We start from the raw sequence: 16,428 nt of genomic DNA, 5'->3' as shown, positions 1-16,428 counted from the left end.
GGGTGAATCCCCGTGAGCACCTCAGCCGGTTACCAGTCCCCCGCCGTCACGGTCGCCACCGCGCTGCCCAAGCGCCGGGTTGACTCGTCGGTCCTCATCGTGCCCGTCGTCAGCGACGGGAACGGCAGTGAGGGCAGCGACGCCCGCGCCACCGTGGTGGCCGGCTCCTACCTGAGCGCCGAGGCCGTCGGTGAGATCGAGGCCGCGCTGCAGGCGCTCGGCGCCAAGGGCGGCAACGAGCAGGTCACGCGCGTGGTCGTGTCGGGGCTGCCGGTGGCCAGCGTGGTGGCCGTCGGTCTGGGCAAGAGCCGCGACGAGTTTCCGGCCGAGACGATCCGCCGCGCCGCCGGCGCGGCGGCGCGGTCGCTGTCGGGTGTCGAGGCGGTGGTCACCACGCTGTCCGATCTCAACCTGGAGGCGGCGATCGAGGGGTTGATCCTCGGCTCGTACCGGTTCTCGGAGTTCCGCAGCGAGAAGACCGCACCCAAGGACGCCGGGCTGCGCTCGATCACCGCGCTGACCCCCGACACGAAAGCGGCGACCAAGGATGCCGCTGCCCGCGCGGCGGCCATCGCCACCGCGGTCGCCACCGCCCGCGACTTCGTCAACACCCCGCCCAGCCACCTCTACCCTGCCGAATTCGCCTCTCGGGCAAAGACATTGGGCGAGGCTGCCGGCCTCGAAGTCGAGGTGCTGGACGAGAAGGCGCTCACCAAGGCCGGTTACGGTGGGATCATCGGCGTGGGCAAGGGGTCGTCACGCCCACCACGGCTGGTGCGACTGGCCCACCGCGGCGGCGGCCGTTCGGGCAAGAAGGTGGCGCTGGTCGGCAAGGGCATCACGTTCGACACCGGCGGCATCTCGATCAAGCCGGCCGCCAACATGCACCACATGACCTCCGACATGGGCGGCGCGGCGGCCGTGATCGCGACGGTCGTGCTCGCCGCACTCCGGAACCTGCCGATCGACGTGGTCGCGTACGTGCCGATGGCCGAGAACATGCCGTCGTCCACCGCTCAGCGTCCCGGCGATGTGCTGACCCAGTACGGCGGCACCACCGTCGAGGTGCTCAACACCGACGCCGAGGGCCGGCTCATCCTGGCCGACGCGATCGTGCGGGCGTGTGAGGACGAGCCCGACTACCTGATCGAGACCTCGACGCTGACGGGCGCGCAGACCGTGGCACTGGGTTCGCGAACCCCGGGCGTGATGGGCAGCGACGACTTCCGCGATCGGGTCGCCGAGCTGTCCCAGGCGGTCGGCGAGAACGGCTGGCCGATGCCGCTGCCCGAGGAGCTCAAGGACGAGCTGAAGTCCACCGTCGCCGATCTGGCCAACGTCAGCGGCTCCCGGTTCGCCGGCATGCTGGTCGCCGGCACCTACCTGCGGGAGTTCGTCGCCGAGGGCGTTGAGTGGGCGCACATCGACGTCGCGGCGCCGGCGTACAACTCCGGAGGCCCCTGGGGCTACACCCCCAAGGGGGGCACCGGAGTACCGACGCGGACGATGTTCGCGGTGCTCGAAGATATCGCGGCGAACGGCTGAGCGGCCGAACCCGCTGCATCACATGATGTTTCCGCCGCGGGCGGCGCTTCGCATCACCTGCGGGAAGGCATGTGAGACGCCGTAGACGAGGTACGCCTCGGCGGTCACTGGCCGGACCGGTTTGTTCTTCCTGACCGCGGCGACGATGGCCCTGGCGACCTTGTCCGGGCCGACGCGCCGCACCGCGAAGCCCTTGCGCACCCGTCGCCGGATCGCCTCCGCGTCATAGCTGCGAGCCTCCGGCAGCGAGAAGCGGGTGGTGTTGACGATATTTGTGCCGATGATGCCCGGGCAGATGGTGGTCAGCCCGATCCCGGCCGAATCAAGTTCCGCGCGTAGACAATCCGAGAACATGAACACGGCCGCCTTCGACGTGCAGTACGGGTTCATCACGTTGACCGGCGTGTAGGAGGCCATCGAGGCGACGTTGACGATGTGCCCGCCGGTGCCGCGGTCCACCAGCCGCTTGCCCCATGAGCGGCACCCGTTGACCACCCCGCCGAAATTGATGTCCATCACGCGGTCGAACTCTTCGGCCGGGGTGTCGAGGAAGAACCCCGCGTGACCGATGCCGGCGTTGTTGACCACGATGTCGGGCACGCCGTGCTCGGCGCACACCCGTTCGGCCATCTCCTCGACCGCAGCGGCATCGGATACGTCGACGGTGTAGGTGTGCGCTGCGGAGCCGGTGGCGGCGACGAGCCGGGCGGTCTCCTCCAGACCAGCCGAGTCGACGTCGCTGATCACCACGTCGGCCCCGTCGCGGGCGAAGGCGAGCGCGGTCTCGCGGCCGATGCCGCTGGCTGCGCCGGTCACGGCGACCAGGGTGTCGCCGAACGTCTTGCGCCGCCGACCCGTCTCGGCGCGCAACAGCTCACGGGCGGCCGGTGCGCCGTCGAGGTGATCGACGAGCTGGGTGACCGCCCGGGCGAGCACGCCCGGATGCGACGCGGGCGTAACCGGACCGGTCGTGATGTCTCGGCGCCACAGCCGCGGCACCCGCGAGGGCAGGGCGTCGTAGACGTGGGGGTCCACTCCGCGGTCCCTGGCGGAGACGATCAGTTGCACCGGTACGTCCGTGCGCAGGTCAGCCAGCACGGTCCGCGGGTTGGCGCGGTATGGCGTGACCGTCGCCGTCCGGGCCATGCCGCGGATGAACCGGCCGGGAGCGGTCATCGCGGTGCGCAGCCGTGCGGCGAGGTGTTCGGGGCCGGCTCCCGAGACCGACGTCAGCGACGCGATTCGCGCCCCGGGACGCTTCAGGTAGTGCCAGACCCCGGCCGTGCCCGCACCATGCGCGAGCACGTGCACCGCCGTATTGCCGTCGAGGACGGCCGCGAGGTCGTCGGCGAACCGCTCCACGGTGTAGGCCGACGCCGGCTTGGGCGCATCCGACTCGCCCGCTCCGCGGAGGTCGTAGGCGACGATCCGGAACCTGTCGGCCAACAGCGCAGCCACCTCGTCCCAGATGCGGTGGGTGTCGGAATGACCGTGCACCAGCACGAGCGTGGGGCCGTCCGGATCGCCGTGTTCGAAGACGGCGATGCGGACACCGTCACTGCTGCGGACGAAGCGCTGGCTACTCACGAGCGGACACTACCGCCAGCGACGGAGCATTACCCCATGGCTCACGCTTGGCTGCCGTCAGCGCTCGAGTTCTTCGCGGGCGGCCCGCTTACGCTCGATCCGCCGGCGCGCGTCGTAGTCGCGCATGCGTTGCGGGTAACCGACCTTCTGAACGTCATAGACGGGGATCTTCAGCCGGTCGGACAGCCGTCGGGCCCCGGCGTGACCGCCGGCTTTGCGCCGGGTCCACTCACCGTCGGCGGCGACCAGCACCACGGTGACATCGGTGACGGTGGTCTTGGGTTCGATGAACGCCTCGACGCCATGATGTTCGGCGACCCAGCGCTGCAGGTACCGCAGATCGGCGGCGGGGTCGGTGGCCGTCGTGGCCGTGCGGCGCCGACCACGGAGTCTGTCAAACAGTCCCACCTGGGCTTGCTCCTTCCGGCGATCCGCTGGTGACCCGACATTTCGATAGTGCCAGAGGTTTCAGAACGCGCGTCCGCGGCGGAAGGTCACATGGACGTGACAGGATGGGACGCGACACCTCAGAGACTGCGACCGACCATTAAGGGAGTCACGACACTATGGCCATCTCCGTCCAGATGCCCGCACTCGGAGAGAGCGTTACCGAGGGGACTGTCACCCGCTGGCTGAAGCAGGAGGGGGACACGGTCGAAGAGGACGAGCCATTGCTGGAGGTGTCCACCGACAAGGTCGACACCGAGATCCCCTCACCTGCCTCAGGTGTGCTGAAGAAGATCGTCGCCCAGGAGGACGACACCGTCGAGGTCGGCGGTGAGCTGGCGGTCATCGGCGACGCCGACGACAGCGACAGCGGCGACACCGACAGCGACAGCGGCGGCGAGGAACCGGAAGCCGAGGCCGAACCGGAACCCGAGCCGGAGCCCGAGCCCGAGCCGGAGGAAGAGCCCGAGCCGCAATCTGAGAAGAAGCCCTCCGGCGGCGGTTCGTCGGGGTCGGCGACACCCGTACTCATGCCCGAGCTCGGCGAGTCCGTCACCGAGGGCACCGTCACCCGCTGGCTGAAGAAGGTCGGCGACAGCGTCGAGGTGGACGAGCCGCTCGTGGAGGTGTCCACCGACAAGGTCGACACCGAGATCCCGTCGCCGGTGGCCGGCACGCTGCTGTCGATCACCGCCGAAGAGGACGACACCGTCGAGGTCGGCGGAGAGCTCGCCAAAATCGGCGATCAGGGCGCTGAGGCCGAGCCCGAACCGGAAGCCGAGCCCGAACCGGAGCCGGAACCCGAGCCCGAGCCGAAGCAGACCAAGCCGTCGGCCAAACCCTCTGAGGAAGCCCAGCCCGAACCCAAGCCCGAACCGAAGCCGGAGCCCAAGCCCGAACCGAAGCCCGAATCGAAGCCGGAGCCGGCCGCGGCCGAGGGTTCCGCGGACTCCAGCCCGTATGTGACTCCGCTGGTGCGCAAGCTCGCCGGTGAGCACGGAGTGGACCTCGCGACGGTCAAGGGCACCGGTGTGGGCGGCCGGATCCGCAAGCAGGACGTGCTGGCCGCCGCAGAGGCGAGCAAGGCGCCGAAGGAGGCGCCGAAGGCGGCGCCCGCGGCCGAGGCGCCCGCCAAGGTGGCCGGCCCGCCCGCCGAAGGGGCGCTGGCGCACCTGCGCGGTACCACCCAGAAGGCCAACCGGATCCGCCAGATCACCGCCAAGAAGACCCGCGAGTCGCTGCAGACCACGGCGCAGCTGACGCAGGTCCACGAGGTCGACATGACCAAGATCGTGGCGCTGCGGGCCAGGGCCAAGGCGCAGTTCGCCGAACGCGAAGGGGTGAACCTCACCTACCTGCCGTTCATCGCACGGGCGGTGATCGACGCGCTGAAGCTGCACCCGAACGTCAACGCCAGCTACAACGAGGATTCCAAGGAGATCACCTACTACGACGCCGAGCACCTGGGCATCGCCGTCGACACCGACCAGGGCCTGCTGTCCCCGGTGATCCACAACGCCGGCGACCTGTCGCTGGGCGGGCTGGCCCGGGCGATCGCCGACATCGCCGCGCGGGCGCGGTCGGGCAACCTCAAGCCCGACGAACTCTCCGGTGGCACGTTCACGATCACCAACATCGGCAGCCAGGGCGCGCTGTTCGACACCCCGATCCTGGTGCCGCCGCAGGCGGCCATGCTCGGCACCGGCGCCATCGTCAAACGGCCGCGGGTGATCGTCGACCAGTTCGGCAACGAGTCGATCGGCGTCCGCTCGGTGAGCTACCTGCCGTTGACCTACGATCACCGCCTCATCGACGGCGCTGACGCCGGCCGCTTCGTCACCACCGTCAAGCGCCGGTTGGAAGAGGGTGCGTTCGAGGCCGACCTCGGGTTGTAGACGAGGTTGTCGATGCCATCGGATTCGGTCATCGCGATCGCGGGGTCATCCGGTCTGATCGGTACGGCGCTGGTCTACGCGCTGCGCGCCACCGATCATCGGGTGATCCGCATCGTGCGGCGCGCCCCGTCGAACGCCGACGAGGTGTTCTGGAATCCCGACTCCGGCGAGTTCGACCCGAACACCCTGCTCGGTGTGGATGCCGTGGTGAACCTGTGTGGCGTCAACGTCGGCCAGAAGCGGTGGTCGGGTGCGTTCAAGCAGAGCCTGCGCGACAGCCGGATCGGCCCGACCGAGGTGCTGGCCAACGCGGTGGTCGATGCCGAGGTGCCGGTGTTGATCAACGCCAGCGCGGTCGGCTACTACGGCAACTCGGGTAGCACGCCGGTCGACGAGACGGCCGGGCCGGGCCACAACTTCCTGGCCCGCCTGGCCGTCGACTGGGAGACCGCCACCACGGTGGCCGCGCAAGCCGGCGTTCGGGTGGTGCTGGCACGCACCGGCCTGGTGATGGCGCCGTCAGGGGGCATGCTGAGTCGGCTCAAACCGCTGTTCTCGCTCGGGCTCGGCGCCCGCCTCGGCAACGGACGGCAGTACCTGTCGTGGGTCAGCCTCGAAGACGAGGTGCGGGCACTGCTCTTCGCGATCACACGCGACGAGCTGTCCGGGCCGGTCAACTTCACCGGGCCGGCACCGGTGACCAACGCGGAGTTCACCACTGCGCTGGGCCGCTCAGTGCGCCGACCAACCCCTCTGGTCGTGCCGGGGTTCGCGTTGCGGGTCGCGCTCGGAGAATTCGCCGACGAAGGTGTGCTCGGCGGGCAGCGCGCGATCCCGGCGGCATTGGAACGCGCCGGTTTCGAGTTCCACCACCACACCATCGGCGAGGCCCTGGCGTTCGCCACCGCGCCCAACCGTGAGTAGCGTCGAGGACATGGCGGTTTCGATTCGGTCGCACACCGCACCGGTACAGGTGCGCCGTCTCGGCAACCTGGACTACCGGCAAGCGTGGGACCTTCAGCGCCGCGTCGCCGAAGAACGCATCGCGGGCGGGCCCGACACGCTGCTGCTGCTGGAGCACCCGCCGGTGTACACCGCGGGCCGGCGCACCCTACCCGAGGAGAAGCCGGTCGACGGCACGCCTGTCATCGACACCGACCGCGGCGGCAAGATCACCTGGCACGGGCCCGGCCAGCTGGTCGGCTACCCGATCATCGGGCTGGCCGAGCCGCTGGATGTGGTGAATTTCGTTCGGCGCCTTGAAGATTCGTTGATCACGGTGTGTGCGGAGCTGGGCCTGTCGGCAGGCCGGGTCGAGGGCCGGTCCGGGGTGTGGTTGCCGGCCGCGGTGAACCGGCCTGCGCGCAAGATCGCCGCGATAGGCATCCGGGTCGCGCGGGCGACGACCCTGCACGGGTTCGCGCTGAACTGTGACTGCGACCTCGGCGCGTACGGCGCGATCGTGCCGTGCGGCATCCGGGACGCCGGCGTGACCTCGCTCACCGCCGAGCTGGGCCGCACGGTCACCGTCGACGACGTCGCCGACCGGGTGGGCGAGGCGGTTCTCGACGCGCTCGACGGCCGTCTCACGGCGTTTGCGGCGCCTGCCATGCGCGTAGGATCACCACAGTGACTATCGCTCCTGACGGCCGCAAGCTGCTGCGTCTGGAAGTTCGTAACGCCGAGACGCCGATCGAGCGCAAGCCCCCGTGGATCAAGACCCGCGCCAAGATGGGCCCGGAGTACAAAGAGCTCAAAAACCTGGTGCGCCGTGAGGGCCTGCACACCGTGTGCGAGGAGGCGGGCTGCCCCAACATCTTCGAGTGCTGGGAAGACCGCGAGGCTACGTTCCTGATCGGCGGCGAGCAGTGCACCCGTCGGTGCGACTTCTGCCAGATCGACACCGGTAAGCCCGCCGAACTGGACCGCGACGAGCCGCGCCGGGTGGCCGAGAGTGTGCAGGCGATGGGTCTGCGCTACTCCACGGTGACCGGTGTGGCCCGCGACGACCTGCCCGACGGTGGCGCCTGGCTCTACGCCGAAACGGTCCGTCAGATCAAGGCGCTGAACCCGAACACCGGTGTGGAGTTGTTGATCCCGGACTTCAACGCAGATCCGGGCCAACTGGAGCAGGTCTTCGAGTCGCGGCCGGAGGTGCTGGCGCACAACGTCGAAACCGTCCCCCGCATCTTCAAGCGGATCCGGCCCGGGTTCCGTTATGAACGCAGCCTGTCGGTGCTGACGATGGCGCGCGACTACGGACTGGTCACCAAGAGCAACCTGATCCTCGGCATGGGTGAGACCCCTGAGGAGGTGCGCGCGGCCCTGGGCGACCTGCACGAGGCGGGGTGCGACATCGTCACGATCACTCAGTACCTGCGCCCGTCCGCACGCCACCACCCGGTGGAACGCTGGGTCCATCCCGACGAGTTCGTCGAGCACGAGCGCTACGCGACCGAGCTCGGCTTCGCCGGCGTGCTGGCCGGACCGTTGGTGCGTTCGTCCTACCGGGCCGGGAAGTTGTATGCGCAGACGGTCGCGTCGCGACCGCCCGTATCCTGAAGCAATGGCGAAATCGCGTAACCCGGCCGAGGCGAAGGCCGCCAAGGCAGAGGCGAAGGCCGCCCGCAAGGCGGCGTCCAAGCAGCGGCGCAGCCAGCTGTGGCAGGCGTTCCAGATGCAGCGCAAAGAGGACAAGCGGCTGCTGCCGTACATGATCGGCGCGTTCGTGCTGATCGTCGGCGCCTCGGTGGCGACCGGTGTGTACGCCGGCGGGTTCACGATGTTCATGCTGATCCCGCTGGGCATCGTGCTCGGCGCGCTGGTGGCCTTCATCATCTTCGGTCGGCGCGCCCAGAAGGCGGTGTACCGCAAGGCCGAGGGACAGACCGGCGCGGCCGCGTGGGCGTTGGACAATCTGCGCGGCAAGTGGCGCGTCACTCCCGGCGTCGCCGCGACCGGCCACTTCGACGCCGTGCACCGGGTCATCGGACGTCCCGGTGTGATCTTCGTGGGCGAGGGTGCCGCCAACCGGGTCAGGCCGCTGCTGGCCCAGGAGAAAAAGCGCACTGCCCGTCTGGTCGGTGACGTGCCGATCTACGACGTGATCATCGGCAACGGTGAGGGTGAGGTTCCGCTGGCCAAGTTGGAACGCCACCTCAACAAGTTGCCGGCGAACATCACGGTCAAGCAGATGGACTCCCTGGAATCCCGCCTGGCAGCACTGGGCACCAAGGTGGGACCGGCCGCGATGCCCAAGGGCCCGTTGCCGGCGCAGGCCAAGATGCGCGGCGTGCAGCGCACCGTGCGCCGGCGCTGACCACCGGCGCGCCGCGCCTGCTCTAACCCTCCGCGCACGTACGTTCGCCATATGTGCACCGCGTGCGAATGGGCTCCGCATTTCGCGGCTTTCGGGCGAGGGGGGCCCCTGACACGCCGGACCGTGCTGCGGGCCGCGGCCGTGACGGCCGTCGTCGCGACGGCATCGGCATGCGCCACCGAGTCGACTCCCCTGACGCAGTCCACCGCGGCCGACGGCGCCGACCCGGACTTCGTCTTCCACAACGGCCGCGTCTACACGGTGACCGAGGCGGCGCCGTGGGCCGAGGCCGTCGCGGTCACCGGTGACACCATCACCTATGTCGGCGACGCGGCCGGGGCGATGGCGCTAGTCGGTCCGGACACTCAGGTCGTCGACCTCGACGGCAATCTGCTGATGCCGGGTTTCGTCGAGGGGCACATCCACCCGATCCTCGGCGCGTTCCTGTCCACCGGCGTCGATCTCCAGGTGCCGACCGCACAGGACGCACTCGATGCGATCGCGGCCTACGCCAGCGCCAACCCGGGCGGTCCGGTACGCGGATTCGGCTGGCGCGTGGACATGTTCGGCCCTGACGGGCCGACCCGGGCCCAACTCGACCGGGTGCTGCCCGACCGACCCGGGTTCTTCTTCGCGATCGACGGTCACAGCATGTGGGCCAACAGCAGGGCCCTGGAGTTGGCCGGCGTCAGCCGCGACTCGCCCGACCCGATCCCCGGATTCAGCTACTACGTGCGCGACGAGGACGGCGAGCTCACCGGTTATGTGCTCGAAGTGGACGCGGTGCTCGGCCTGGTCAACGCGATCGAGCCCATCTCCGCCGAGACGATGGGCCGGCTGCTCGAACAGTGGCTGCCGAAAGCATCCGAAGCGGGCATCACGTCGGTGTTCGACGCGGGCGTCCCGCCGATCGGCGGCGACCAGAGCGCACTGATCGAGCTCTGCACCGACGCCGCGCGCCGCGGCGCGCTGCCGTTGCGCGTGGTGGCCTCCTACAGCGTGAAGTCACCGCCGTTCGACGACGCCGTCGCCCGGCTGACCGACATCCGCAACCGCGTCTCCACCGACCTCGTCGACGTCGGGGTGGTCAAGATCGTCGGCGACGGAACGCAGGGCGGTTACACGGCCTGGCTGCTGGAACCCTATGCCGACCGGCCGGAATCGATCGGCGGCTCCCCGTTCACCGAGCAGCAGTGGCGGCAGCTGGTGCAGCAGGTGGATGCGGCCGGTCTCGACATCCACGTGCACGCCTGCGGTGAACGCACCGCACGCACGGCACTGGACTCGATCGAGGCCGCGGTCAAGACGAACCCGCCGCGGGATCGTCGGCACACGGTCGCCCATCTGGTCTACCTGGAAGACCCGGACGCACGACGCTTCGGTGAGCTCGGTGTGGTCGCCCAGTTCTCCGCCAACTGGCTGTCCGCCGATCCCGACACGGTGCAGAACATGGCCGCGCGGTACGGGAAGCCCCGTGGGGACAACTTGTACCGGGTGCAGGACGTCCTACGAACCGGCGGCCCGGTGTCGCTGGGCACCGACTGGCCGGCGGCCGGGTACTTCTCGACGTACAAGCCGCTGGACTCCATCCAGATCGGGGTGACGCGACAGTTGATCGGCGATCCCGACGCTGAGGTGCTCGCACCGGCCGATCAGAGGATGACGGTCGAACAGGCGGTGCATGCCAACACCCTCGGCGCGGCCTATCAGCTTCGCCTCGACGACAAGGTCGGCTCCGTCGAGGTCGGCAAGCTGGCTGATCTGATCGTGTTGGACCGCAACATCTTCGAGGTCGACCCTCATCAGATCAGTGGCGCAACGGTGACGATGACGATGATGAACGGGCAGATCCGCCATCAGGCTTAGCGCTCATCGCCTCACCACGGCGGTCTTCGTCGCCAGATCGTGCAGTCCGCGCAGATCGGAGTCGGTGAACAGAGCCGGGATCACCAGTGTGATGAGCAGACCGCGCACCAACGCCCGGCCCGAACCCACATGCTGCCGGTTGTCCACGGGCACCACCTTCAGGCCGAGCAGGAGCTGGCCCGGGGTGAAACCGAACAGCCGCACCGACACCACGCCGAGGACGAGCCACACGACGAGCACCGCGGTCGACAACGCCGCCAGGCTGACCCAACCGAACGTCATCGCCAGCGCGGCGAGGCCGTAGCTGACCAGCCAGTCGACGAGGAGCGCACCGATGCGGCGGCCGAATCGAGCGATGGACCCCGGGCCACTCTCGGGGAAGCCGAGACGCTCGCCGGGATAGGTGGAGGCCCGCTGACCGGAGTCGTCGGATTGCGACGGTCCCGACAGCCAGGACCCAATGCTGCGGGCCATGCGGCAAGGATATGCGGCTGCCGATAGTGTCCTGTAACTGACGCCGCCGTGATGCGTAACGTCCACGCAACATGCGGTTGACTGCCGTGCAACATCGTATCCATACCGTCACCGGCGGGCTACCAAGTCAAAGGAGAGCAATAAGTGGCAGAACAGACCGCCGACGACATCATCAAGCTGATCAAGGACGAGAACGTCGAGTACGTCGACATTCGGTTCTGCGATCTGCCCGGCGTCGTCCAACACTTCTCGATCCCGGCGTCTGCGTTCGACGAGAGCGTGTTCGAGGACGGCCTCGCCTTCGACGGTTCGTCGGTGCGCGGCTTCCAGTCCATCCACGAGTCGGACATGATGCTGCTGCCCGATCCGGCCACCGCGCGCATCGACCCGTTCCGGCACGCGAAGACGCTGAACATGAACTTCTTCGTGCACGACCCGTTCACCCGTGAGGCGTACTCCCGCGACCCGCGTAACGTCGCCCGCAAGGCCGAGAACTACCTGGTCAGCACCGGCATCGCCGACACCTGCTACTTCGGCGCGGAGGCCGAGTTCTACATCTTTGATTCGGTGAGGTTCGATTCGAAGATCAACGGCACCTTCTACGAGGTGGACTCCGAGTCGGGTTGGTGGAACACCGGGGAGCCGTTCGAGGCGGACGGCACCCCCAACCGTGGCTACAAGGTCCGCCCCAAGGGCGGCTACTTCCCCGTCGCGCCCTACGACCACTACGTCGACCTGCGCGACGAGATGGCCACCAACCTGCAGAACTCGGGCTTCGTGCTCGAACGCGGACACCACGAGGTGGGCACTGCCGGTCAGGCCGAGATCAACTACAAGTTCGACACGCTGCTGCACGCGGCCGACGACGTGCTGCTGTTCAAATACATCATCAAGAACACGGCGTGGGCCAACGGCAAGACCGTCACGTTCATGCCGAAGCCACTGTTCGGTGACAACGGCTCCGGTATGCACGCTCACCAGTCGCTGTGGAAGGACGGCAAGCCGCTGTTCCACGACGAGTCGGGTTACGCCGGACTGTCGGACATGGCCCGCCACTACATCGGCGGCATCCTGCACCACGCGCCGTCGCTGCTGGCGTTCACCAACCCGACGGTGAACTCCTACAAGCGTCTGGTGCCGGGCTACGAGGCCCCGATCAACCTGGTGTACAGCCAGCGCAACCGGTCGGCCTGCGTCCGTATCCCGATCACCGGCAACAACCCGAAGGCCAAGCGTCTCGAATTCCGCTGCCCCGACAGCTCGGGCAACCCGTACCTGGCGTTCGCGGCGATGCTGATGGCCGGTATCGACGGCATCAAGCGCAAGATCGAGCCCCTGGCCCCGGTCGACAAGGATCTCTACGAGTTGCCGCCCGAGGAGGCCGCCAACATCCCGCAGGCGCCCACGTCGCTCGCCGCGGTGATCGACAAGCTCGAAGAGGACCACGAATACCTCACCGAGGGCGGGGTGTTCACCACGGACCTGATCGAGACCTGGATCTCCTACAAGCGGGAGAACGAGATCATGCCGATCCAGATCCGTCCTCACCCGTACGAGTTCTCGCTGTACTACGACGTGTAAGCCAGCAAACGCGCTGACCAGCGTGAACGAGCCTATTCGGTCGCGCTGGTCCGCAGCTGGTCCGCAGCACCTCCTTTCGAGTCCATCCGTTCGGCGATCACAGCACCGATCGCTGAGCGGGTGGACTCGTCTGCGTCTGGCCACAGATGGCCGTAGGTGTCGAGCGTGGTGCGCGCGCTACCGTGCCGCATGCGCGCCTGAACCGTCTTGATGTCCGCGCCCGACGCAATCAGCAGCGACGCAAGGTAGTGCCGCAGATCGTGGAACGAGAAGCCATCGGGCAACTGGACCTTTTCACGGTCAACCGTGAGAACCTTTGCATCGGATCCAGTAAAACGGTCGGCTCTCGCACGGCGGACCGCGCGCTCGATCACCCACGGCGGCGCCGGCTCGCCGGCCACTCCCCCGGTGACCATCATCTCCGACGGGTACCGCTGCACGGACGCCGACAGCAGGAGCGCGAGGTCATTCGGGATCGGGAGGGGCTGGGCGCTGCCGTCCGTCTTGAGCGGCTTCTCGGGCCACTGCTGCACCGGGTGCACAACGCCGCGGATGAAGTCGACGTCGGACACGCGCAGCGCGGAGACCTCGGCCACGCGCAGCCCGACGAACGCGCCCAGGAGCACAGCGACGCGCAGATGGTCGGGCATCGCGTCGTGCAGCGCCCACACCTGCTCCGTCGTGGCGACATAGGGCTTCTGCTTGCCCATCGGCGGGGCGGTCCGACGTGAACACGGATTGCGTGCCAGAACACCGTCGTGCACAGCGTCGCCGAGGATCTGCGACAGTCGGGAGTGCAGCGCGTAGACGTAGCTCGGCGCCATCTCGGCCGCCTTCAGGCCGGCCACCCACGCCTTCACCTGCGACGGCCGCAGCGACGACAGCGGCTGATCGCCGAACTCGGCCACAATGTGCTTGATGTGCGTGCGGGCCTGACGCACCGTCGACTCGCGGTTCACCGCGTAACCCTGAATCCACGTGTCGCACCACTGCTGTACGGTCATCTGCGCATTGCGCGGCGCGACGTGGTTCCCGGTGACGACCGCCGCGGTCTGCCCGTCGAGCCACCGTTGCGCATCGGGCTTGCGAGCGAACGACTTTGAGTGTTCCTTGCCGCGCTCGTCGACGTAACGAGCCAGCCAGCGCATGCCGTTGCCGTTGCGCGCTGAGGGCACCTTTTCGGTGGACCCGTCGGGGTGCGTGATCGTCTTGTGCCAGCGGTCCTCAACGCCGCTGCGGCGGTTACGTCTCTGCGTCATCAGGGACCGTAGTGCTCGCTAGCGCCGCCAGAACGTCACTGACCAGCTCGCGCATCTCGGGATCAATCCCGCTGCTGCGGTCTTTGGACTCGCGTCGCGACTTACTTTCGCGGAATCCATCGGCCACCATCGTGAGGTACTCCTTTGCGTCCCGGGGTTGCCGGTCTCCTGCGAAACGTATCGAGGACAGGAGGTCGGGGTGCTCATCTAAAAGCGTTGCAACCAAAAGTAATTGGGCAGCGAGGTGCTTCAGCGACTCGCTCGCTTCATGCATTCGCACGGGCAGGTTGTTCAGGGCCTGATCGAACCGGGTTGCATAGTCGACGGGGTTGTCGACAAGCTCACTGAGGCTCATGCCGAGGGCGCGTGCGATCGCTACAGCTTCGGTCAGCTTCGGCTCGCGCTGGCCGGTCTCTATCCGAGTGACGGCCGACGGATACAGCTTGACGTCGCTCGTCGCCATGATTATCTCGCTCAATCTCCGCTGCGAGAGGCCTGCCATGGATCTCGCCGCCCGAACAGCGTCGCCGAACTGACGGAATGCCTCGCTCGGTGGATCGCTCTCCTGTTTCACATTCAACACCGTAGTGCTTGACGCGCACCACTAACAAGAGTACTACTGACAGTGTCAAACTGACACCACGGTGCTGAAGGAGTACCAAGCATGGAAATTGTTGGAATCAACGTGGTCTCGGGGATGACCGGCGCGACGCCGGGAACCCTCCGCTACTGGCGCGCGAAAGGCGAGGGTCCCCCGTCGTTCAAGATGGGCCGTCGCGTCGTCTACCGCCGCGCCGAGGTCGAGAAGTGGATTGCGGAACAGGAGGCCGCGACGCTGCGTAGTAGCAGGACAGTCTGATGCACCGCCCTCAGGAAGACCACGCCGATCTCGGCCTGGTTGACGACGACCGGACCGAAGACCTTCGGCCCCGAAAAAGTGACGCCGCCAGGGCTGCCACCCCGACGGCGTCTGAACCAACCCTCACCAGAAAGCAGGTACAGCAATCATGACACAGCACCCCGTCGACAGCACCTATCACCACTGCTGCAACGGCATCGGGCGGCACACGCCGGACTGCAACCCGGATCTGCCGATCCCCGCCGGCGCGAAGGCGGGCGATTGGGACTCCATCGACCTCGACGGCGTACTGACCCGGTCCCTCGAGTGGGGCCGCTTCGACACCGTCAAGGTCGGTGTGTCCATCGACGGTTTTCAGAACGCGCGCGGCGAAGTCTCCCGGTCGATTGCGCTCTACAACTCCGACGGCCGAGAGCTGACCGCCGACGACGCCCGTGCCCTGGCGGCCAAGCTCGTCGAGGCGGCCGAGGCGATGGAGCAGCTGCAGTGACCCGGCTCAGGCGAGGGCGGTTGCCCGTCGCACCGATCAACTGGGACATGCTCATCGACGAGTACGCCACCTGGTTACGCGGTGTCGGGCGCTCTCCGAAGACGATTGAGCTGCGGGTTGGACAGCTGCGGATGGTCGCCCGCGAGATCGGCGGCCACCCCAACGCTGTCACCCAAGACGACCTCGTGACCTGGCTGGGCTGCTACCCCGACTGGAAGCCCGAGACCCGACGCAGCTACCGCGGTGCGATCTGCGGATTCTTCGACTGGGCCTACAAATTCGGCCGCATCGTCGAAGACCCCGCCCGCGGCCTGCCGAGCTTCCCGATTGGTGTGTCTGCGCCGCGCCCGGCCGACGACGCTGCGTGGGCCGAAGCACTGAGGACGGCGGACCTGCGGGTAACGCTAATGCTGCGCCTGGCTGGCGAAGTAGGGCTGCGGCGCTCCGAGGTCGCCCAGGTCCACACGCGCGACCTCATCGAGGGTGTGGCCGGCGCGCAGCTCATCGTCCACGGCAAGGGCAACAAGAAGCGCACGGTGCCGCTCAGTCAGGGGCTGGCCGACCTGATCCGCCTCGGCGCCGAAGGGCACACGCCAGGTGCCCCATCGAGCGGCTGGCTCTTCCCAGACGGATTCGGCGGACACCTCACCCCGGCGTATGTCGGCCTGCTCGTGAAACGCGTACTCCCTGACGGTCTCACGATGCACACGCTGCGCCATCGAGCGGCCACCCGGGCCTACCGCGGCACCCGCAATATTCGCGCCGTTCAGCACCTTCTCGGGCACTCGTCGGTGGCCACGACCATGCGATACACGGCTGTCGACGACGATGAGGTCCGCGCGGCGATGATGGCGGCGGCGCTGTGAACGCCCTGTCGACGAGATTGGCCCGGCGCCACGCAGCTGCTGATCGGTGCGTCCCGCTCGATTGCGGGTGCCGCGACCCGTGGCCATGTCGCTGCGCCGATCCCCCGCTGAGTGACCAGGCGCTGGACGGGTGGCGCGACGCGGCTCTGCGGCTGCTGTTCGACGGCCTGATTCCTCTGCTGCCCATCGAGGTTCGCCGTGCGCTGTACCGCCGCGGCGGCCCCGATCGGGTGCTCGCCG

17 protein-coding genes are annotated in these 16,428 nt (G+C 68.0%); 12 read left to right on the top strand and 5 right to left on the bottom strand.

What is annotated here, in order from left to right; all coding sequences use genetic code 11:
* Positions 1 to 12 precede the first annotated feature (12 nt).
* Positions 13 to 1,545 carry a leucyl aminopeptidase gene (locus ACXMYJ_RS13125; protein WP_443187032.1) on the top strand — a complete coding sequence of 511 codons (1,533 nt, stop codon included), beginning with the start codon at positions 13 to 15 and terminating at the stop codon, positions 1,543 to 1,545.
* 18 nt (positions 1,546 to 1,563) lie between these two features.
* On the opposite strand, the gene ACXMYJ_RS13120 is transcribed toward ACXMYJ_RS13125, so the two are convergent.
* A complete protein-coding gene (locus tag ACXMYJ_RS13120; RefSeq protein WP_460356714.1) occupies positions 1,564 to 3,132 on the bottom strand; it encodes an SDR family oxidoreductase in 1,569 nt (522 codons plus the stop codon).
* Between the two features lie 57 nt (positions 3,133 to 3,189).
* Complete coding sequence (locus tag ACXMYJ_RS13115; RefSeq protein ID WP_260753596.1) at positions 3,190 to 3,540, bottom strand: oxidoreductase; 351 nt, start codon at positions 3,538 to 3,540, stop codon at positions 3,190 to 3,192.
* A 158-nt stretch (positions 3,541 to 3,698) separates the two neighbouring features.
* Between ACXMYJ_RS13115 and sucB the strand changes: the two genes are divergently transcribed.
* The 6 genes from sucB to ACXMYJ_RS13085 are packed head-to-tail and all read left to right on the top strand — an operon-like array spanning position 3,699 to position 10,659.
* Complete coding sequence (sucB, locus tag ACXMYJ_RS13110; RefSeq protein WP_460356711.1) at positions 3,699 to 5,474, top strand: 2-oxoglutarate dehydrogenase, E2 component, dihydrolipoamide succinyltransferase; 1,776 nt, start codon at positions 3,699 to 3,701, stop codon at positions 5,472 to 5,474.
* A 12-nt stretch (positions 5,475 to 5,486) separates the two neighbouring features.
* Positions 5,487 to 6,398: a TIGR01777 family oxidoreductase gene (locus tag ACXMYJ_RS13105; protein ID WP_443187029.1), complete on the top strand. Its 912-nt coding sequence runs from the start codon at positions 5,487 to 5,489 to the stop codon at positions 6,396 to 6,398.
* A 10-nt stretch (positions 6,399 to 6,408) separates the two neighbouring features.
* A complete protein-coding gene (lipB, locus tag ACXMYJ_RS13100) occupies positions 6,409 to 7,107 on the top strand; it encodes a lipoyl(octanoyl) transferase LipB (protein ID WP_460356709.1) in 699 nt (232 codons plus the stop codon).
* Positions 7,104 to 8,036 carry a lipoyl synthase gene (gene lipA, locus ACXMYJ_RS13095; protein WP_443187027.1) on the top strand — a complete coding sequence of 311 codons (933 nt, stop codon included), beginning with the start codon at positions 7,104 to 7,106 and terminating at the stop codon, positions 8,034 to 8,036. The genes lipB and lipA overlap by 4 nt, the downstream gene beginning before the upstream one ends.
* A 4-nt stretch (positions 8,037 to 8,040) precedes the next feature.
* Positions 8,041 to 8,793, top strand: coding sequence for a DUF4191 domain-containing protein (locus tag ACXMYJ_RS13090; protein ID WP_443187026.1), 753 nt, complete (start codon positions 8,041 to 8,043; stop codon positions 8,791 to 8,793).
* A 51-nt stretch (positions 8,794 to 8,844) separates the two neighbouring features.
* Positions 8,845 to 10,659: an amidohydrolase gene (locus ACXMYJ_RS13085; protein WP_460356705.1), complete on the top strand. Its 1,815-nt coding sequence runs from the start codon at positions 8,845 to 8,847 to the stop codon at positions 10,657 to 10,659.
* A gap of 3 nt (positions 10,660 to 10,662) precedes the next feature.
* Here ACXMYJ_RS13085 and ACXMYJ_RS13080 read toward each other — a convergent pair whose 3' ends face one another.
* Positions 10,663 to 11,133 carry an RDD family protein gene (locus tag ACXMYJ_RS13080; protein ID WP_460356702.1) on the bottom strand — a complete coding sequence of 157 codons (471 nt, stop codon included), beginning with the start codon at positions 11,131 to 11,133 and terminating at the stop codon, positions 10,663 to 10,665.
* A 144-nt stretch (positions 11,134 to 11,277) separates the two neighbouring features.
* Here ACXMYJ_RS13080 and glnA point away from each other — a divergent pair, with 144 nt between their 5' ends.
* Positions 11,278 to 12,714, top strand: a complete 1,437-nt coding sequence (gene glnA / locus ACXMYJ_RS13075; protein WP_460356700.1) for a type I glutamate--ammonia ligase — start codon at positions 11,278 to 11,280, stop codon at positions 12,712 to 12,714.
* A gap of 32 nt (positions 12,715 to 12,746) precedes the next feature.
* Here the strand turns inward: glnA and ACXMYJ_RS13070 are convergent, their stop codons facing one another.
* Together ACXMYJ_RS13070 and ACXMYJ_RS13065 are read right to left on the bottom strand one after the other, a co-directional pair.
* Complete coding sequence (locus ACXMYJ_RS13070) at positions 12,747 to 13,973, bottom strand: tyrosine-type recombinase/integrase (RefSeq protein WP_460356697.1); 1,227 nt, start codon at positions 13,971 to 13,973, stop codon at positions 12,747 to 12,749.
* On the bottom strand, positions 13,957 to 14,547 hold the full coding sequence (locus tag ACXMYJ_RS13065) for a helix-turn-helix domain-containing protein (protein WP_460356695.1): 591 nt from the start codon (positions 14,545 to 14,547) through the stop codon (positions 13,957 to 13,959). Before ACXMYJ_RS13065 ends, ACXMYJ_RS13070 begins: the two co-directional genes overlap by 17 nt.
* 90 nt (positions 14,548 to 14,637) lie before the next feature.
* Here ACXMYJ_RS13065 and ACXMYJ_RS13060 point away from each other — a divergent pair, with 90 nt between their 5' ends.
* From ACXMYJ_RS13060 to ACXMYJ_RS13045, 4 genes are all read left to right on the top strand, one after another.
* The gene (locus ACXMYJ_RS13060) at positions 14,638 to 14,832 is read left to right on the top strand and encodes a helix-turn-helix transcriptional regulator (RefSeq protein WP_460356692.1); all 195 of its coding nucleotides are present in this window, start codon (positions 14,638 to 14,640) and stop codon (positions 14,830 to 14,832) included.
* A 148-nt stretch (positions 14,833 to 14,980) separates the two neighbouring features.
* Complete coding sequence (locus ACXMYJ_RS13055) at positions 14,981 to 15,322, top strand: hypothetical protein (protein WP_460356689.1); 342 nt, start codon at positions 14,981 to 14,983, stop codon at positions 15,320 to 15,322.
* The gene (locus ACXMYJ_RS13050) at positions 15,319 to 16,188 is read left to right on the top strand and encodes a tyrosine-type recombinase/integrase (RefSeq protein WP_460356687.1); all 870 of its coding nucleotides are present in this window, start codon (positions 15,319 to 15,321) and stop codon (positions 16,186 to 16,188) included. The genes ACXMYJ_RS13055 and ACXMYJ_RS13050 overlap by 4 nt, the downstream gene beginning before the upstream one ends.
* The coding region (locus tag ACXMYJ_RS13045; protein WP_460356685.1) for a hypothetical protein at positions 16,185 to 16,428 on the top strand (244 nt) is incomplete at its 3' end. The genes ACXMYJ_RS13050 and ACXMYJ_RS13045, both read left to right, overlap by 4 nt.

Source organism: Mycobacterium sp. ZZG (assembly GCF_054786995.1).
Note: the sequence above shows the minus strand (reverse complement) of the source record. Positions and strands in the feature narration are given on the sequence as shown.